The sequence below is a fragment of the Microbacterium sp. NPDC056057 genome (assembly GCF_042266945.1).
Lineage (GTDB): Bacteria > Actinomycetota > Actinomycetes > Actinomycetales > Microbacteriaceae > Microbacterium > Microbacterium trichothecenolyticum_C.
The window spans coordinates 551959-569298 of record NZ_JBHJWS010000002.1 but is presented as its reverse complement, the minus strand read 5'-3'; the positions used below and the strand labels follow the sequence as shown (position 1 = coordinate 569298).

Annotated in this window: 13 protein-coding genes; 4 read left to right on the top strand and 9 right to left on the bottom strand. The window is 70.4% G+C overall.

Going from position 1 to position 17340, the window contains the following annotated elements; genetic code table 11:
- Positions 1-39: 39 nt before the first annotated feature.
- A complete protein-coding gene (locus ACFC1K_RS10390; protein WP_375871551.1) occupies positions 40-2676 on the bottom strand; it encodes a LuxR C-terminal-related transcriptional regulator in 2637 nt (878 codons plus the stop codon).
- Between the two features lie 33 nt (positions 2677-2709).
- A complete protein-coding gene (locus ACFC1K_RS10385; RefSeq protein ID WP_375871550.1) occupies positions 2710-4590 on the bottom strand; it encodes an Hsp70 family protein in 1881 nt (626 codons plus the stop codon).
- Between the two features lie 406 nt (positions 4591-4996).
- Here ACFC1K_RS10385 and groES point away from each other — a divergent pair, with 406 nt between their 5' ends.
- Together groES and rarD are read left to right on the top strand one after the other, a co-directional pair.
- Positions 4997-5293 carry a co-chaperone GroES gene (gene groES, locus ACFC1K_RS10380; RefSeq protein ID WP_045275440.1) on the top strand — a complete coding sequence of 99 codons (297 nt, stop codon included), beginning with the start codon at positions 4997-4999 and terminating at the stop codon, positions 5291-5293.
- Positions 5294-5616: 323 nt separating this feature from the next.
- Positions 5617-6531, top strand: a complete 915-nt coding sequence (gene rarD / locus ACFC1K_RS10375; protein WP_375871817.1) for an EamA family transporter RarD — start codon at positions 5617-5619, stop codon at positions 6529-6531.
- A gap of 3 nt (positions 6532-6534) precedes the next feature.
- Here the strand turns inward: rarD and ACFC1K_RS10370 are convergent, their stop codons facing one another.
- The 3 genes from ACFC1K_RS10370 to ACFC1K_RS10360 are packed head-to-tail and all read right to left on the bottom strand — an operon-like array spanning position 6535 to position 9442.
- Complete coding sequence (locus tag ACFC1K_RS10370) at positions 6535-6870, bottom strand: metal-sensitive transcriptional regulator (protein WP_375871549.1); 336 nt, start codon at positions 6868-6870, stop codon at positions 6535-6537.
- An 11-nt stretch (positions 6871-6881) separates the two neighbouring features.
- Positions 6882-9236: a heavy metal translocating P-type ATPase gene (locus ACFC1K_RS10365; RefSeq protein WP_375871548.1), complete on the bottom strand. Its 2355-nt coding sequence runs from the start codon at positions 9234-9236 to the stop codon at positions 6882-6884.
- Positions 9233-9442, bottom strand: a complete 210-nt coding sequence (locus ACFC1K_RS10360; protein ID WP_310288591.1) for a heavy-metal-associated domain-containing protein — start codon at positions 9440-9442, stop codon at positions 9233-9235. The genes ACFC1K_RS10365 and ACFC1K_RS10360 overlap by 4 nt, the downstream gene beginning before the upstream one ends.
- A gap of 310 nt (positions 9443-9752) precedes the next feature.
- Between ACFC1K_RS10360 and ACFC1K_RS10355 the strand changes: the two genes are divergently transcribed.
- A complete protein-coding gene (locus ACFC1K_RS10355; protein ID WP_310288594.1) occupies positions 9753-11033 on the top strand; it encodes an ABC transporter substrate-binding protein in 1281 nt (426 codons plus the stop codon).
- A 304-nt stretch (positions 11034-11337) separates the two neighbouring features.
- Here the strand turns inward: ACFC1K_RS10355 and ACFC1K_RS10350 are convergent, their stop codons facing one another.
- The 4 genes from ACFC1K_RS10350 to ACFC1K_RS10335 form a co-directional block, all read right to left on the bottom strand.
- On the bottom strand, positions 11338-12075 hold the full coding sequence (locus tag ACFC1K_RS10350) for an ABC transporter ATP-binding protein (RefSeq protein WP_310290009.1): 738 nt from the start codon (positions 12073-12075) through the stop codon (positions 11338-11340).
- Positions 12076-12146: 71 nt separating this feature from the next.
- Positions 12147-13124 carry an ABC transporter ATP-binding protein gene (locus ACFC1K_RS10345; protein ID WP_375871816.1) on the bottom strand — a complete coding sequence of 326 codons (978 nt, stop codon included), beginning with the start codon at positions 13122-13124 and terminating at the stop codon, positions 12147-12149.
- Between the two features lie 31 nt (positions 13125-13155).
- Positions 13156-14163, bottom strand: a complete 1008-nt coding sequence (locus tag ACFC1K_RS10340; RefSeq protein ID WP_375871547.1) for a branched-chain amino acid ABC transporter permease — start codon at positions 14161-14163, stop codon at positions 13156-13158.
- Between the two features lie 2 nt (positions 14164-14165).
- Complete coding sequence (locus ACFC1K_RS10335; protein WP_375871815.1) at positions 14166-15449, bottom strand: branched-chain amino acid ABC transporter permease; 1284 nt, start codon at positions 15447-15449, stop codon at positions 14166-14168.
- Positions 15450-15819: 370 nt separating this feature from the next.
- Between ACFC1K_RS10335 and guaB the strand changes: the two genes are divergently transcribed.
- The gene (gene guaB / locus ACFC1K_RS10330; RefSeq protein WP_310288600.1) at positions 15820-17322 is read left to right on the top strand and encodes an IMP dehydrogenase; all 1503 of its coding nucleotides are present in this window, start codon (positions 15820-15822) and stop codon (positions 17320-17322) included.
- Positions 17323-17340 lie beyond the last annotated feature (18 nt).

Genomic DNA, 17340 nt, shown 5'->3' with positions numbered 1-17340 from the left:
GATGTCGTGGGGTCGGCATCGGGGCTAACCCCTATGGCGTCACGCGGCCCGATGGGGGTCCGCGTCGGTCTCGGTGCCCGGAGCGTCCGCCGTCGTGGCGGGTTCGCTCATGAGCAGGCGCAGCTTCGCGATCACGTCCGAGCGCGACGTCGCGCCCAGGCGGCGGCGGATGTGCGCGATGTGGTGCTCGGCGGTGCGCGGCGAGATGAAGATGGCCTCGCCGATCTCGGCGTAGGTCTTGCCCTGCAGCACGAGCCGCGCGACCTCGCGCTCGCGCTCGCTGAGCACCTCGGCGGCCGGCGACGCGTCGCTGTCTGCGCGCGCGGCGGGCTCGCCGGACGCGGGCGCCGTGGTCCGCTCCAGCTCGATCGGATGCAGCTCCCGCGCCCGGGCCAGCAGCCGCGCGCTCACGCGCCGATCGGTCGAGCGTGCGGCTCCGTGACCGGCCAGGCGCGCAGCATCCCATGCCATTCCGTACGAGGCGAGCTGCTGGGCGGCCGCTTCCACGGCGTCGGGGTCGACGGTGCCCGCGAGCACCGACGTCCAGATGCGGCCCGCCTTCGCCATCGCGGCGGCCACGGCGCTGTGGTGGCCGGCGGCGACGAGGGCGTGCGCGTGCGGGATCAGCTCATCCGGACGACCGAGAAGGATGCTGCGCTGCACGCCCGCCCATCGCACGGCGGCCGTCCACAGCGGCGAACCCCCGAGCCCGTCCGCGACCTCCAGAGCCCGCTCCAGCGCCTGCGCGGCGCGATCGGCGTCGCCGGTCTTCGCGGCCGCGCACACGAGCTCGGTCAGGGGCAGGAAGAGGAAGGCGTCCACGTCGACGCGCAGGAGCGCGGTGTGGGCGGTGCGCCAGGCGGCGGCGAGATCGGCGGCGTCGCCGTATCGGCGCGCGAGCGCCACTTCGACCGCCCGCGCGAGGAGCCGGTCGCGGGGCGAGCGCGCGCCCGGCTGGGCCTCGGCCTGAGCCAGCGCGAGGCGTGCGTCGTGCGGGCGTACGCGCTGCACGGCGATCCACGCGCGCCACAGCAGCAGCCGCGGGCGCGCCCACTGCCCGCCGTGCCCGCCCGCGATCGCATCGTCGACGACGGACTGCGCCGTGACGGTGTCGCCGAGGTTGAGGGCGACGATCGCGGCGATCACCGCGGGCGGCTCGGCGATCGGCGCCGAGGCGCGTGCGGAGGTGTACATCTCGGACGCCCGGATGAGGTCGACGAGCACCGTGTCCGTCGCGTCGGAGGCGAGCGTCGCGCGGAGGCCCCGGTCGACGAGGCTCATCGCGGTGCCGAGGGTCGACGGCATGGCGGCGAGCCCGTCGGGCTCCGTCTTCGCAGCGGCGAGCGTGGCCCCGTCGCCGACGCCCAGCGCCGCGATGGTCGCGCGGGCCGATGCGGTCGCGGTTCGCGGTGGCATCGCGCGGTACGTCGCAGCGCTCTGGGCCATCATTCCCCGTGCGGCCCAGACGGCCGCGGCGAGGTCGGTGAGGGGCTCGGCATGCTCGAGGGCACCCGAGTCGCCGGTGCCGGCCTCGTCGTCGACCCGGGCGCGCGCGGCTTCGGTGAGGACTGCGGCCTCGTCGAGATCGCCGACGACCCAGGCCGCCTGTGCGCGGCGTTCGAGGACCGCCGTCGTCTGAAGACCGGCATCCCACGCCGCCTGGTACAGCTCCCGTGCGCGCTCGGGGTGGCTGTCGAGCAGCCGGTCGCCCTGGTCGGCCAGCGCGGCACCGAGCCCGGGTGTGTGCAGTCGCGACAGCATCGCGGCGTAGTCCGGGTCGTCGCTCGCGACGGCGAGCGTGAGGCCGTCGCCGAGCTCCGCCGTCAGAAGGGCGATGGTCTGCGCCGACGCCGCGGACCGCACGGCCGAGCGCACCGCCGGCGCCGGGCGTCCGCCGCGGAGCAGCAGCCCCTCCGCGTAGGCGCGGAGAGCGAGTTCGTCGTCCCCCTCGTCGTCCGCCGGCGCAGGGCCGTGGGCCGCGACGAGGCAGCGGCGCTCGACGAAGGTGCGGATGTCGGCATCGACGGTCTCGAGCCGGTGCGCGACGCGGTCGTCGAGCACGCGCGACAACGCGCGATGGGAGGCGTCGTCGACGCAGTCGCGCTCGTCGTGGGCGGCGATGGCCTCGGCGACGAGCCACGACACCCCGTCGGTGACCTCGAGGATGCGGTCCACGCACGCCGTCGGGATCGACCGCCGACGTGTCTCCAGATCATCGAGCACGTCCGAGCGCGAGACGTGCCCCAGGACGATCGCGGGCTGCGTGTGCTCGAGCAGGCGCGCAATGGTGACGGTGGCATCCGTCGTCGGCCAGGGCCTGCTCGCGACGATGAGACCCGCGTCGGGGTCGTCGGCCCGACGGCGCACCGCGGCGAGCAGTTCCGGTCGCAGCAGGTGCAGGTCGTCGACGAGGAGCACGTGTGCCGCGGGAAGACGGACGATCTCACCCGCGGTGTCCGGCATCGCCGCGACGTCGCGCTCGCCGGCGGCGAGGGCGTCCTGCAGGCGCTGCAGCAACGCGGTCTTGCCGGAGCCTGCCGTGCCCACCACCAGTGCACGCGGTGCGCGCCCCGTCCGGGCGGCCAGCGCGTCCACGACGGGCCGGAGGCGCCGGGGGAGGCCGGGTGCACCGCTGCGAGCGGCCGTGGTGGCCGGGCGATCTGTCGCGAGAAGCATGTCGGACCCTTGCGTGTCGTGTGTCTCTCCCGCTCACTGCGGGATCGGCACGTCCGTCGGTTCGGGGGTCGGGGCGGGCTCGCTCGGGGCTGGATCGGGGGGAGGGTCGCTCGGGGCCGGATCCGCGGGCGGGTCCGCGGGCGGATCGGTCGGGGTGGGGTCCGCCGGCGGGTCGGTCGGCGTCGGATCCGCGGGCGGGTCGCTGGGCGTCGGGTCCGCGGGCGGGTCGGACGGAGTGGGATCGGCGGGCGGATCCGTCGGCGTCGGATCGGACGGAGGATCGCTCGGCGTCGGGCCGGTGGGCGGATCATCCGCCGTCGACCCGCCGGGAGTGGTGCTCGTCGAGGGGCTGGTCGACGCGGAGTTCGACGCCGATCCCGACCCCGAACCGGAACCGGACCCTGAGCCCGATCCCGAACCGGAGCCCGACGACGGCGACGCGGCCTTCGCGGCCTGGCTCGGGCTGGTGGCGGGGGTACGTGCGTCCGACTCCGCCATCGCCTTGGTCGCGGTCGCCTTGCGAGGGTTCGCCGTCTTCGGCGCGGGCGTGGTGGTCTTCTCCTCGACCGGCGCGGCGGCGTGCTCGGTGAGGGGCGCCGCTGCCGACACCGGTGCCGCCTTCGGCAGCGCGGCGGGCGGGGCCGACGACGGCTCCTCCTCGTCCGCGGTGCTGCTGGGCGCCGGGCGCGGGTCCTCCGCGTCGGCGAGCGACCCGGCGGCCATCGTGCCGGCGAAGACGAGCCCGCCCGCCACCGCCACCGCGGCGGCGCTGATCAGCAGCGACAGTCCCCGCTTCGCCGCGTGCTCGGGTCGCGCTGCGGCGCCGACTGCGCGCGGCGGAAGAAGATCGAGCCCGCGTGCGGCCTGCGACACGAGGTCGTCGAACGTCGCCGGCGTCTCCGGAACGACGGCGAGCGCGCGCTCCTCGAGGCGTGCGAGCGCCGTGCGCGCGGCGCCGAGCGAGATCGACGCCTTCGGGTCGGCGTCGATCGCCACGGGGCGGTCGAACCTCTCCGACAGTCGCTGGGCGACCAGCGGGATGCGCGACGAGCCGCCGATGAGCACGAGCGCCGCCAGCTGGCCGGGCGCGAGGTCCGCCGAGTCGATCGTCCGCTCGAGCGCGTCCACCGTGCGCTCCAGCGCCGGCGCGATCATCGCCTCGAACTCGGCGCGCGTCACCCGGATGCTCGAACGTGCGCCTCCGACGAACACCGGGATCACGGCATCCGAGTCGAAGGAGAGCGCCTCCTTCGCCTCGACGCAGTCGCGTCGCAGCTGCTGCAGGGCGAGGCGGGTGTCCGCGTCGTCGAGTGACAGCGCGCTCGCCGCGAGGCCCGAGACCGTGAGCGCGTGGCGCAGCACGGCGTCGTCGAAGTCGGCGCCGCCGAGGTCGTCGATGCCTGCGGCATCGCCGCGCACCGCGAACGACGACCCGGCACCCTGCTGGAGCACGACGGCGTCGAACGTCCCGCCGCCCAGGTCGTAGACCGCCAGCGCCTGGCCGACAGCGAGCGGGTGCGTCGCGCCGTAGTGACGGGCCGCGGCCTCCGGCTCCGGGATGAGCTCGACATCGCGGATGCCGAGACCGCCGAGCGATTGCGTGACCAGGGCGAGCCGGTGCGGTCCCCACGCCGTCGGATGCGTCAGCGCGATCGCCGCCGGGGGAGCGCCCTCGCGCTCGGTCACGGTCTGCACGACCGCGGCGAAGGCGCGCGCGAAGAGGTCCTCGGATCTGAGCGAGCGTCCCCCCACCGCGATCGGGACCTCGTCGCCCACGCCGCGTTTGAACTCGCGGATCAGGCGCTCGGGCTGACTCAGGCCGCGGCGCTCGCCGGCGTCGGCGAACAGGAGGTCCCCGTCGTCCGTGACGAAGGCGACGGAGGCGACGTTGTCGCCTCTTCGACCCAACGGCACAGGTGTGACCGTCGCTTGGCCGCTGGATCCGGTTCGGGCCGTCGCGGCGGCCGTTCTACTCGTGCCGACATCGACCGCGAGTGCGTACTCATGCGAAACCATCGCTGAAACTCCCCCAAAGAGTTCAGGACGAGTCTCCCCCCGCGACTGGTCTACCACCGCAGACAGTCGAGCGCGAGGGGATGCCCGCAAAACGAAGACACATTCACGGAGACGCCCGGCGCGGTTCTGATACATCCGCGTGCGAATCGGTGTCCGGTTCGGCGCAACGGCGGGGCGCAGCATCCGTGTGACGACTCATTGGCACTCACGTTGCATGAGTGCCAGCCGGTTGCCTAGACTGACGTAAGCACTCTCAACGTCAGAGTGCTAACGAGTCTTAGTCTCAAGAAAGAAGAGGTAGACCGTGTCGGTTTCCATCAAGCCGCTCGAGGACCGCATCGTCATCAAGCAGGTCGAGGCTGAGCAGACCACGTCCAGCGGTCTGGTCATCCCCGACACCGCCAAGGAGAAGCCCCAGGAGGGCGAGGTCGTGGCGGTGGGCCCGGGTCGTATCGACGACAACGGCAACCGCATCCCGCTCGACGTCGCCGTCGGCGACCGCGTGATCTACAGCAAGTACGGCGGGACCGAGGTCAAGTTCGGCGGCGACGAGTTCCTCGTCCTGTCGGCTCGCGACGTCCTCGCGGTCGTCGTTCGCTGAGTTCTCGCGCACCACGCGCACCCCGAAAGGGTCGGATGCTTCGGCATCCGGCCCTTTCGTCGTCCGCCGTGGCAGGAATGACACCACCGACGACGGAAAACGGTCCCCACGCCCCCTCCACGCAGCGCTGGCGCGCTGCGCGGAGCCTCCGGGCGCGTGGGCCCAGCTGCGGCCCCTGGCCTGCGGGCCGTGCCGCGGCGGGGCGGGCGTAGGCTGACTCGGTGAGTCACGAGCAGTCTTCCCTTCCCGGTCGCGACGTGGTGGACGGGCTCGACGACTCGACGGCGCTCGACCTGGGCGTCACCACCGGGATCCGCAGGGCTGTGTCCGATGCGGCCGAGGCCCGGGAGCGCCGGCTCGGCGGGGTCTTCACGTTCTCCGCGTACCTGCTGTGGGGCTTCCTGCCGCTGTACTTCCTGCTCCTCGCGCCCACCGGGCCGTGGGAGATCGTGGCGTGGCGCATCCTGCTGTCGCTGGTCTTCTGCGCGCTCCTGCTCACGGTGACCCGCACGTGGCCGCGACTCGCGGCGATCTTCCGGCAGCCGAGGGTGCTCGGCCTCACCGTGGTCGCGGGCCTCTTGATCTACGTGAACTGGCAGGTGTTCATCTACGGAGCCTTGAACGGTCACGTGATCGAGACCAGCCTGGGCTACTTCATCAACCCGATCGCGACGGTGCTGCTCGCCGTGCTCGTGCTGCGCGAGCGGCTGCGGCCGACGCAGTGGGTCGCCATCGGCATCGCCGCGGCGGCGGTCGCGGTGATCGTGATCGGCTACCGCGCCTTCCCGTGGATCGCGCTCACGCTCGCGGCGTCCTTCGGCGTCTACGGTCTCGTGAAGAAGAAGGTCGGCCCGTCGGTCGACGCGGTGAGCGGGCTGACCCTCGAGACGCTGTGGCTCACGCCGATCGCGGTCGTCGTGCTCGTGATCGTCGGCGCGACCGAGGGGCTCACGATGGGCGCGGACGGCTGGCAGCACACGGTGCTCCTCAGCCTGACCGGTGTCATCACCGCGGTGCCGCTGCTGCTCTTCGCCGCGGGGGCGCGCCGAGTCTCGCTCACGACCATCGGACTGCTGCAGTTCGTCGCGCCGGTCCTGCAGTTCCTCGTGGGCTGGCTCTGGCTCGGCGAGCCGATGCCGCTCGAGCGCTGGATCGGCTTCGGCCTGGTGTGGGTGGCGCTCGTCGTCCTCACGGTCGATTCGCTCATCCACGCCCGCCGCAGCCGCGTCGCGGCCTAGCGCTCAGCGCACCAGGCGGGCGATGGCCTGCGTGGCCTCGGTGATCTTGGCGTCGGCCTCGGCGCCGCCCAGGCGGGCAGCATCCACCACGCAGTGGCGGAGGTGGTCGTCGAGCAGACCCACGGCGACGGCTTCGAGTGCGGAGGTCAGCGCGCTGATCTGCGTGAGGATGTCGATGCAGTATTTCTCGTCCTCGACCATCTTGTGGATGCCGCGGGCCTGCCCCTCGATGCGCTTGAGGCGATTGAGGTACTTGTCCTTGTCGGTGATGTAGCCGTGGTGGGCGTGATCGGCGGCGTGCGTGTGCTCGGGGGAGTGCTCGAGAGCGGTGTCGGTCATATCGGACTCCTTCAACGGTGAGCGGTCGAGAGGCTGCGGCCCTTCGACGGGCTCAGGGACCGGGAACGGCCGTGAGGCCGGGATTGGCTCTGGAAGCGACGCAGGCGCAGGCTGTTGCCCACGACGAAGACGCTCGAGAACGCCATCGCCGCTCCGGCGATCATAGGGTTCAAGAGGCCCAGCGCCGCCAACGGGATCGCGGCCACGTTGTACGCGAAGGCCCAGAACAGGTTGACCTTGATCGTGCCGAGGGTCGCGCGCGAGAGGCGGATCGCGTCGGCCGCGCTGCGAAGGTCCCCGCGGACGAGGGTGATGTCGGAGGCCTCGATCGCCGCATCCGTCCCGGTTCCCATCGCGAGACCGAGGTCGGCCTGTGCGAGGGCGGCGGCGTCGTTCACGCCGTCGCCGACCATCGCGACGACGCGGCCCTCGTTCTGGAGCTCGGTCACGACGGCGACCTTGTCCTGCGGAAGCACCTCGGCGATCACGCGCTCGATGCCGACCTCGTCGGCGATGGCCTGCGCCGCGGCGGCGTTGTCGCCGGTGAGCAGCACGGGCGCGAGACCGAGGGCCTTGAGCTGCCGCACCGCCTCGCGGCTGGTGGGCTTGACCTGGTCGGCGACGACGAGGAGGCCGTGCACCGCGCCGTCCCACGCGGCGAGGACCGGAGTGCGGCCCAGCGCCTCAGCGGCGGCCTTGGCGACGGCCAGGTCGTCGGGGAGGGTCAGCGCCCAGTCGGCGAGCAGGGCCTCGCGGCCGACGAGCACCGCGTGCCCCTCGACGACGCCCGAGACGCCCTTGCCCGGCACGTTCTGGAACGACTCGACGGGCGGCAGGTCTCCGGCCTCGGCGGTCGCGGCGCGGGCGATCGCCTGCGCGATCGGGTGCTCGGAGGCGTGCTCCAGGGCGCCCGCGAGACGCAGCAGCTCGGCGCGGGCCGCGGACGCCTGATTGGTGTGCGGATCGAGTGATCCGGCCACCACGACGTCGATGAGCGACATGCGTCCGCTCGTGACGGTGCCGGTCTTGTCGAGCACGACCGTGTCGACCGTGCGCGTGGACTCGAGCACCTCCGGACCCTTGATCAGGATGCCGAGCTGCGCGCCGCGGCCGGTGCCGACGAGCAGCGCGGTGGGGGTCGCGAGCCCCAGGGCGCACGGGCACGCGATGATGAGCACGGCGACGGCCGCGGTGAAGGCCATGGAGGCCGGGGCGCCGGCGAGGAGCCAGGCCCCGAGCGTGCCCAGCGAGATCAGCAGCACGATCGGGACGAACACGCCCGAGATGCGATCGGCCAGGCGCTGCACCTTGGCCTTGCCCGACTGGGCGTCTTCGACGAGCCGCGCCATCTGCGCGAGCTGCGTGTCGTCGCCGACGCGCGTCGCGCGCACGACGAGCCGGCCGCCCGCGTTGACGGTGGCGCCGACGACGGCATCGCCGGGGGAGACCTCGACGGGGACCGATTCGCCCGTCACCATCGAGGCGTCGACGGCGGAGGTGCCGGAGGTCACGACGCCGTCGGTGGCGATCTTCTCGCCGGGCCGCACGACGAACTCCTCGCCGACGCGGAGGTCGGCGAGCGGCACGCGCACCTCGGCGACGCCGTCGCCGTCGCCGGAAGGACGCAGCACGGCGACGTCCTTCGCGCCGATCTCGAGCAGGGCGCGCAGCGCGGCACCCGCCCGGCGCTTCGACCGCTGCTCGAAGTACCGGCCCGCGAGCACGAACGTCGTGACGCCGGCGGCCACCTCGAGGTAGATGTCGCCCGCGCCGCCCTGCGGGGTGGCGGACCACTCGAACGTGTGGGTCATGCCCGGCATGCCCGCGTGACCGAAGAACAGCGCGTACAGCGACCACAGGAACGCCGCAGAGACGCCGAGCGAGATCAGCGTGTCCATCGTGGCCGCGCCGTGGCGCAGGTTGATCCAGGCGGCACGGTGGAACGGCCACCCGCCCCACACCACCACCGGCGCCGCGAGCGCCAGCGACGCCCACTGCCAGTAAGTGAACTGCAGGGCCGGGATCATCGCCAGAAGGATCACCGGCACCGACAGCACGATCGACCCGATGAGTCGCTGCCTGAGGCTCGTGAGCTCGGGGTCGGCGGGCTCCTCGGTGGCGGGCTCGGCGGCCGGCGGCGCGGGGAGCGCGGCGCTGTAGCCGCTCTTCTCCACCTCCTGGATGAGCGCCTGCGGGTCGAGTCCCGCGGGAGCGGTGACGAACGCCTTCTCGGTGGCGTAGTTGACGGATGCCTCGACCCCGTCCATCCGGTTCAGCCGCTTCTCGATCCGCGCGGCGCACGACGCGCACGTCATCCCGCCGATCTCGAGTTCGAACCGGGATGCGGGGATCGAGGCCTCGCTCATGCGCGGACCGCGCTGTAGCCGGCCTCGTCGACGGCCGCGATGACGGCGTCGTCGGCGAGCTCGGCGGCGGAGACGATCCGGAGCGTGCCGGCGGCGGCGCTCACCTGGACGTCCTGGACGCCATCGAGCTTCGACACCTCGCCGCGCACGGACGCCTCGCAGTGCCCGCAGCTCATTCCCGTCACCGTGTACTCGGCCTCAGCCATGATTTCTCCTCCGTGGATCGTGGGGGATACCCCTCAGGGGTACCCGGTCGCTCCAGTGTATACCCGCAAGGGGTATGGGCGGCCGGCGCCGGATCCGGAATCCGTTCCGGCGCAGCGCGCGAACAGGCTGACGAGTTATCCACAGCAGGGCAACCCGGCGAGCGTCCAGAATTACGGTCCGATCACGGTTTTCAAGCTGTTACAGATCGTTAACGAAAGGCAACATTGCCGACGCTTGACGGCGATTAGGTTTAGTGCACTGGGTCGGCGCCCGAGCCGTTCCCGTTGTAATCGCACAGCAAGGAGCAACATGAGCGTCTTCACCCGCTCGCGCACGACCACCGTCCTCGGTGGCATCGCGCTCATCGGCGCCAGCGCCCTCGTCCTCGCCGGTTGTTCCGGCGGCGGCGGCGGGAGCAGCGAAACCACTCCGCCCACGGAGGAGCGCGACCTCACCATGAAGATCGGCACGATCCTGCCCCAGACGGGCACGCTCGCGTTCCTCGGACCGCCCGAGGAGGCCGGCGTCGGCCTGGCTGCCGCCGACATCAACGACGCAGCCAAGGGCATCACGATCCCCGACATCGTCTGGGGCGACTCCGGCGACACCGACAACAAGGCGTACGCCACCACCATCCAGAAGCTGATCTCCGAGAAGGTCTCGGCCGCCATCGGCGCCGCGTCCTCGGGTGTGACGAAGCTGTTCCTCGACGACGCCGTCGCGGCCGGCATCATCACGTTCTCCCCGGCGAACACCTCGCTGGACTTCACCACGTGGGACGACAACAACCTCTACTGGCGCACGGCTCCGGCCGACACGCTCCAGGGCGAGGTGCTCGGCAACCTCGTCGCCGAGGACGGCCACGAGAACGTCGCGGTCCTGTACCAGAACGACTCGTACGGCACCGGCCTCAACAAGGTGTTCCAGGACACCTTCACGAGCTCGGGTGGCGAGATCGTCGCCGAGCAGTCCTACAACACCGGTGACACGAACTTCGACGCGCAGATCTCTGCGATCCTCGCCTCGAACCCCGACGCCATCGCGCTGATCACGTTCGACGAGATCTACACGATCGGCCCGGCGCTCCTCGCCGCAGGCTACCCCGCCGAGGACCTGTACCTCGTCGACGGCAACCTGAAGAACTTCGGTTCGGACGAGAAGTGGCCGGCCGGCGTGAGCATGGAGGGTGCGAAGGGCACGACCCCCGCGGGTCCGGCTCCCGACACCGACTTCCAGGGACGCCTCAACGAGTGGTGGACCGGCGAGGGCAACCCCGAGCTGACCGACTTCTCGTACGCCAACGAGGCTTACGACGCCGTCGTGCTGCTCGCGCTCGCGTCGCTGGCCGCGAACTCCACCGACCCGGCCGACATCGCCGGCAAGCTGCAGGAGGTCTCGGGCGGTTCGGGTGACGGTGAGAAGTGCGACACCTTCGCCGACTGCGCCGACATCATCCTCGGCGGCGGCGTCGCGGACTACGACGGCTTCTCCGGCCCGATCACGTTCGACGAGAACGGCGACCCGACCGAGGCCACCATCGGTGTCTTCCAGTACGGTGCCGACAACCTCTACACCCGCATCGACCTGTAAACCAGGCTGACGCAGCGCAGGGCCCCGGAGCGATCCGGGGCCCTGTCGCGTTCCCGGCGAGTGCCTGCACTTCGCCGAGGCCCGTGCGCTCCGGGGACGGGCGGCCGCGACAACCCCTTCATCCGTGAGACGACAGTCGGCGGACGAGACCGTGGGGAATCCCCAAGGTCTCGGCTGGCCACTGTGGTCTCAGCGCGGAGGGCGGGGTCGTCGGCTCGCGGGCTCGGCCCCGCGCAGACAGAGAAAGAGGAGGGGACCGGATGCTGCAGCATCCGGTCCCCTCCTCCTGATGAGCTGTATCGGGTCAGGCCCCGTCGGCGCCCAGGCTGCCGAGGTAGAGGCCGATGACCTTGGGGTCGCTGAGCAGCTCGCGCCCGGTGCCCTCGTAGGCGTCGCGGCCCTGGTCGAGGACGTAGCCGCGGTCGCAGATCTGCAGGCAGCGGCGGGCGTTCTGCTCGACCATGATCGTGGTCACGCCGGCCTTGTTGATGTCGGAGACGCGGATGAAGGCGTCGTCCTGGCGGACGGGCGACAGGCCGGCCGAGGGCTCGTCGAGGAGCAGCACGGACGGGTTCATCATGAGCGCGCGCGACATCGCCACCATCTGGCGCTCACCGCCCGAGAGTGAGCCCGCGCGCTGCTTGAGGCGCTTGCCGAGCTCGGCGAAGATCCCGGTGACGAAGTCGAGCCGCTCGGCGTACGCCTTGGGGCGCTGGTAGAGCCCCATCTGCAGGTTCTCCTCGATGGTGAGCGACGGGAACACGTTGTTCGTCTGCGGCACGAAGCCGACGCCGCGCTGCACGAGCTTGTCTGACTTGAGGCCGACGACGCTGGTGCCGTCGACCGTGATCTCGCCGCCGCGCACCTTGACCATGCCGAAGATCGACTTCAGCAGCGTCGACTTCCCGGCGCCGTTCGGGCCGATGATGCCGATCAGCTCGCCCTTGCGTGCGACGAGGTTGGCCCCGTTGATGATGTTGATTCCCGGCAGGTAGCCGGCGGTGAGGTCCTTGACCTCTACGACGACCGTCCCGGTCTTCATGCCCTCCACGCGAGCCGCTCCGGGATCGGGGATGGCAGATCCCGGAGTGCGCGGGTTCGTCGAGGCGTCGCTCACTTCTTCTCCTCCTCAGCCTCGGCGATCGAGGCCTCCTCGGCCTCCTTGATCTCCTCGAGCAGCTCCTCCGCCGACGCGTCGAGTTCGCCGGCCACGCGCCCGGTCACGACGCCGAGGTCGACGTCCTGGTGGCTTCCGAGGTAGGCGTCGATCACCGCAGCGTCCTGCATGACGGTGTCGGGCGGGCCTTCGGCCACGACCTTGCCCTCGGCCATGACGACGACCCAATCGGCGATGTGGCGCACCATGTGCATGTCGTGCTCGACGAAGAGCACGGTCATGCCGAGGTCCTTGAGGTCGAGGATGTGGTCGAGCAGCGACTCGGTGAGTGCCGGGTTGACGCCGGCCATGGGCTCGTCGAGCATCACCAGCGTCGGGTCGCTCATGAGGGCGCGCGCCATCTCGAGGAGCTTGCGCTGGCCACCCGAGAGCGATGCCGCATAGTCATCGGACTTGGCGTCGAGCTTGAACCGCGTGAGCAGCTCCATCGCCTTGTCTTCGATGTCGTTGTCCTGTTTGCGCCAGATCGCCGGAACGATGCTGGCCCACAGGCTCTCGCCTCGCTGGCCGGTGGCGCCGAGCTTCATGTTCTCGAGCACCGTGAGCAGCGACAGGGCCTTGGTGAGCTGGAACGTGCGGACCTGACCCATGCGGGCGACCTTGAACGACGGGATGCCCGACAGATTCTGTCCGTCGAAGCTCCACGTTCCCGAGTTCGGCTTGTCGAAGCCGCACAGCAGGTTGAAGAGCGTCGTCTTGCCGGCGCCGTTCGGGCCGATGAGAGCCGTGATCGCGTTCCGCGGGATCTCGAGGTGCTCGACGTCGACGGCGGTCAGACCGCCGAAGCGGCGGGTGACGTCGTCGATGACGAGGATCGGATCGTTCTTCGCGACGCCGGGGACGGCATCGCCCTTCGCGAGACCCGCGGTCTTCGGGCGACGGATGCTGCCGGTCGCGGTCGTGACCGGGACCACCGGCTCGTCGGCCGGCGGGTTGCTGGGCGGGTTACTTGACAAAGGTCAGCTCCCTCTTGTTTCCGAAGATGCCCTGCGGGCGGAAGATCACGATCAGCATCAGCGCGACGCCGACGAGGATGAACCGCAGCGTCGCCGCCTGCTGTGCGGTCAGCAGCGAGATGATCGGGAGGTCGGACTGGGCGAGCACCGGGAGCACGTTGTCGAGGAAGCCCATGATCACCCAGAAGATGACCGAGCCCACGACGGGGCCGAACACGGTGGCCGCGCCGCCGAGCAGCAGGATCGTCCAGATGAAGAACGTGAGGCTCGTCGTGTACGTCGCCGGGACCACCGCCGACGGGAGGGCGAACACCACACCGCCGAGGGCGCCGAACACACCACCGATCATGAGCGCCTGCATCTTGTACGAGAAGACGTTCTTGCCGAGCGAGCGGACGGCGTCCTCGTCCTCGCGGATGCCCTTCAGCACGCGACCCCACGGGCTGCGCATGATGGCCCACACGAGATACACGGCGATCGCCAGCAGGATGATGCCGAAGACGCGCACCCACAGCTGGTCGGCGGTCCATTGCCATGGCCCGAAGCCATAGATGATCGGCTCGCCGTCGGCGCCGGTCTTCGGGAACGGATTCGCCCCGCGGAAACCGGCATGGTAGCCGCCGAGACCGTCGGCGGAGTTCGTCCACTCGTCGAACAGCTGGGTCGTGAGCAGCAGACGCACGATCTCAGCGGCGGCGATCGTCACGATGGCGAGGTAGTCGGCTCGCAGACGCAGCGTCGGGATACCGAGGATGAGCGCGAAGATCACGGCGGCGACGCAGCCGACCAGGATGCCCGCCCACCAGGGCCAGCCGAAGCTCAGGATCGAGATCGCGTACCCGTAGGCGCCGAGGGCCATGAAGCCGGCCATACCGAAGTTCAGCAGGCCGCCGAATCCGAACTGGACGGCCAGGCCGGTCGCCGCGAGCGCGTACGCGATGGTCTCCGGGCTGAAGACCCAGTAAGCGGTGTTGTTGAAGATCTGTCCCCAGTCCATGACTAACCGAGCCTCTCTTTCCGGCCCAAGATGCCCTGGGGTCTCACCAACAGGATGATGATCAGCACGGCGAGCGCGCCGACGTACTTCATGTCCGGCGGAATCCACAGCGTCGAGATCTCGACGAGGATGCCGACGATGAGCGAGCCGATGAGGGCGCCGAACGCGGTGCCGAGTCCGCCGAGCGTCACCGCCGCGAAGATCAGCAGCAGCACCTGCACGCCCATGTCCCACTTCACGCCGGGGCGGAAGTACGCCCACAGCACACCGGCGATCGCGGCGAGCGAGGTCGCCAGGATCCACACGATGCGGATCACGCGATCGACGTTGATGCCGGAGGCGGCGGCGAGGCCCGGGTTGTCGCTGATCGCGCGGGTCGCCTTGCCGATGCGGGTGCGCAGCAGCCAGTACGCGACCGCGATGAGCAGGACGATGCTGATCGCCATCGAGGTGACGTCGATCCACGACAGTTTGATCGGGCCGATGACGATGTCGCGCGGGGCGCCGGCTCCCGGCAGCTGGTAGGTGCCGCCGCCGATGAAGAACTGGAAGACGTAGCGGCCGGCGAGTGAGAGGCCGATGCTCACGATCATGAGCTGCACGAGCCCGAGACCGCGCCGCCGCAGCGGGCGCCAGAGGCCGGCGTCGAGCGCCCAGCCGAGCGCGGCGCCCAGCACGATCACGATCGGGATCGTGATGTACATCGGCACCTTGAGCCACACACCGAAGATCAGCGCCATGACGGCGCCGTACGTCAGCATCTCGCCGTGGGCGAAGTTGCTGAGGCCCGTGGTTCCGAAGATGAGCGACACTCCGACGGCCGCGAGCGCGAGCAGCAGGCCGAAGTTGATGCCGTTCATGAGTCGCTCGATGAGCTGGTCCCAGAACGATGTGGTGACGCGTTCGCCCTCGCCGAGGAAGAGGTTGACGATCTTCGAGCCGGTGAGGCCGAAGCTCACGTCGAACGACGCCGTCGTGCCCTGCTTGGGCTGGATGCCCTCGGGCAGCTGTGCCGGGTCGACGATCACGCCGTCGGGCAGCGTGTCCTCATCGACGGTGAGGACGTACTCCTCTTTCTCCGGCACGTACAGACGCCACTTGCCCTCGGCGTCCGTCACGGTGTCGGCCTTGAAGCCGTTGCCTTCGATCGACATCGTCACGCCCGCGACGGGCTCGTCGTCGTACTTGATCACGCCGCCGAAGTAGAAGTCGGTCTGTTCCTGGTCGCCGCCGGGGGTGTCGGGGGCATCCGCGTGCGCACCCGTGGGTGCGGACAGGAACACCATTCCCGCGGCCAAGAGCAGGCCGAAGATCACGAGGATCCAGCGGCGGCTGTTGATCGTGGTCACAGTCGTAGGACCCACAGAACCTCCAGTTCGGCACACCACGCGGACACCGAAGCTCGGGTCGCATCGGCCGTGATGACGACGCTACGACTGTAATGTGTCGTCACTGTTTCGCCCAAGGTCCCTTGTGGATAAGTGATCCGATCGCAACCGGACAGCGCTCACCGGCTCGCGCGCGCTCGCGCGTGCCGTTATCCCGGGAACAAACGGCGCCTGTGCGCGCTTAGAATCGAGTACGGAGCGTCACGAGCGCACCGGCCGCCGCCGTCCATCCCCAGAGCACGCGCGCGCCCGCGCGAGGAGACCCCCCATGGAGCACAACGACCCCTTCGGCTTCGTCGGACTGACCTACGACGATGTGCTGCTGCTGCCCGGCCACACCGACGTGATCCCCAGCGAAGCCGACACCTCGTCCCGAGTGACGCGACGCATCACCGTCGCGACCCCGCTCATCTCGAGCGCGATGGACACGGTGACGGAGTCGCGCATGGCGATCGCGATCGCCCGCGAAGGCGGTCTCGGGATCATCCACCGCAACCTCGCGATCGAGGACCAGGCTTCGATGGTCGACCGCGTCAAGCGGAGTGAGTCGGGCATGATCACCGACCCGATCACGACCACCCCCGACACCACGATCGAAGAGGTCGACTCGCTCTGCGCGCAGTACCGCATCTCGGGCCTTCCGGTCGTCGACGATGAGAACCACCTCGTGGGCATCGTCACGAACCGCGACATGCGCTTCGTCTCGGGCTTCGAGCGTCAGACCACCAAGGTGCGCGACGTCATGACCACCGACGGCCTGGTCACCGGCCGCGTGGGCATCAGCGCCGGCGAGGTCATCGCGCTCTTCGCGCAGCACCGCGTCGAGAAGCTCCCGCTCATCGATGAGCACGGCAAGCTCGCGGGCCTCATCACCATCAAGGACTTCGACAAGAGCGAGAAGTACCCCCTCGCCACCAAGGACGAGCAGGGCCGCCTCCGGGTCGGTGCCGCCATCGGCTTCTTCGGCGACGCCTGGCAGCGCGCCGAGGCCCTGCGCGACGCCGGCGTCGACGTCATCGTGGTCGACACGGCCAACGGCCAGTCGCAGGGCGTCATCGACATCGTCCGCCGGATCAAGGCCGACGCGAGCTTCGACCACATCGACGTCATCGGCGGCAACGTCGCGACCCGCGAGGGCGCACAGGCGCTCATCGACGCGGGCGTCGACGCCGTCAAGGTCGGCGTCGGCCCGGGGTCGATCTGCACCACCCGCGTCGTCGCCGGCGTCGGCGTGCCGCAGGTGACCGCGGTGTACGAGGCCTACCTGGCCGCGCGCGAAGCCGGCATCCCGGTGATCGCCGACGGCGGCCTGCAGTACTCGGGTGACATCGCCAAGGCGCTCGTCGCCGGTGCCGACACCGTCATGCTCGGCTCGCTCCTCGCCGGCACCGACGAGTCGCCGGGCGAGATCGTCTTCCAGGGCGGCAAGCAGTTCAAGCAGTACCGCGGCATGGGCTCGCTGGGTGCGATGCAGACCCGCGGCAAGAAGACGTCGTACTCGAAGGACCGCTACTTCCAGGCCGACGTCCCCACCGACGACAAGCTCATCCCCGAGGGCATCGAGGGCCAGGTCGCCTACCGCGGTCCGGTCTCGGCCGTCGCCTACCAGCTCGTCGGCGGTCTGCGCCAGTCGATGTTCTACGTCGGCGCCCGCACGATCGACGAGCTCAAGGCCAAGGGCAAGTTCGTCCGCATCACCGCGGCCGGCCTCAAGGAGTCGCACCCGCACGACGTCCAGATCGTCGTCGAGGCCCCCAACTACAAGAAGTAACCCGCTTCGAAACGGATG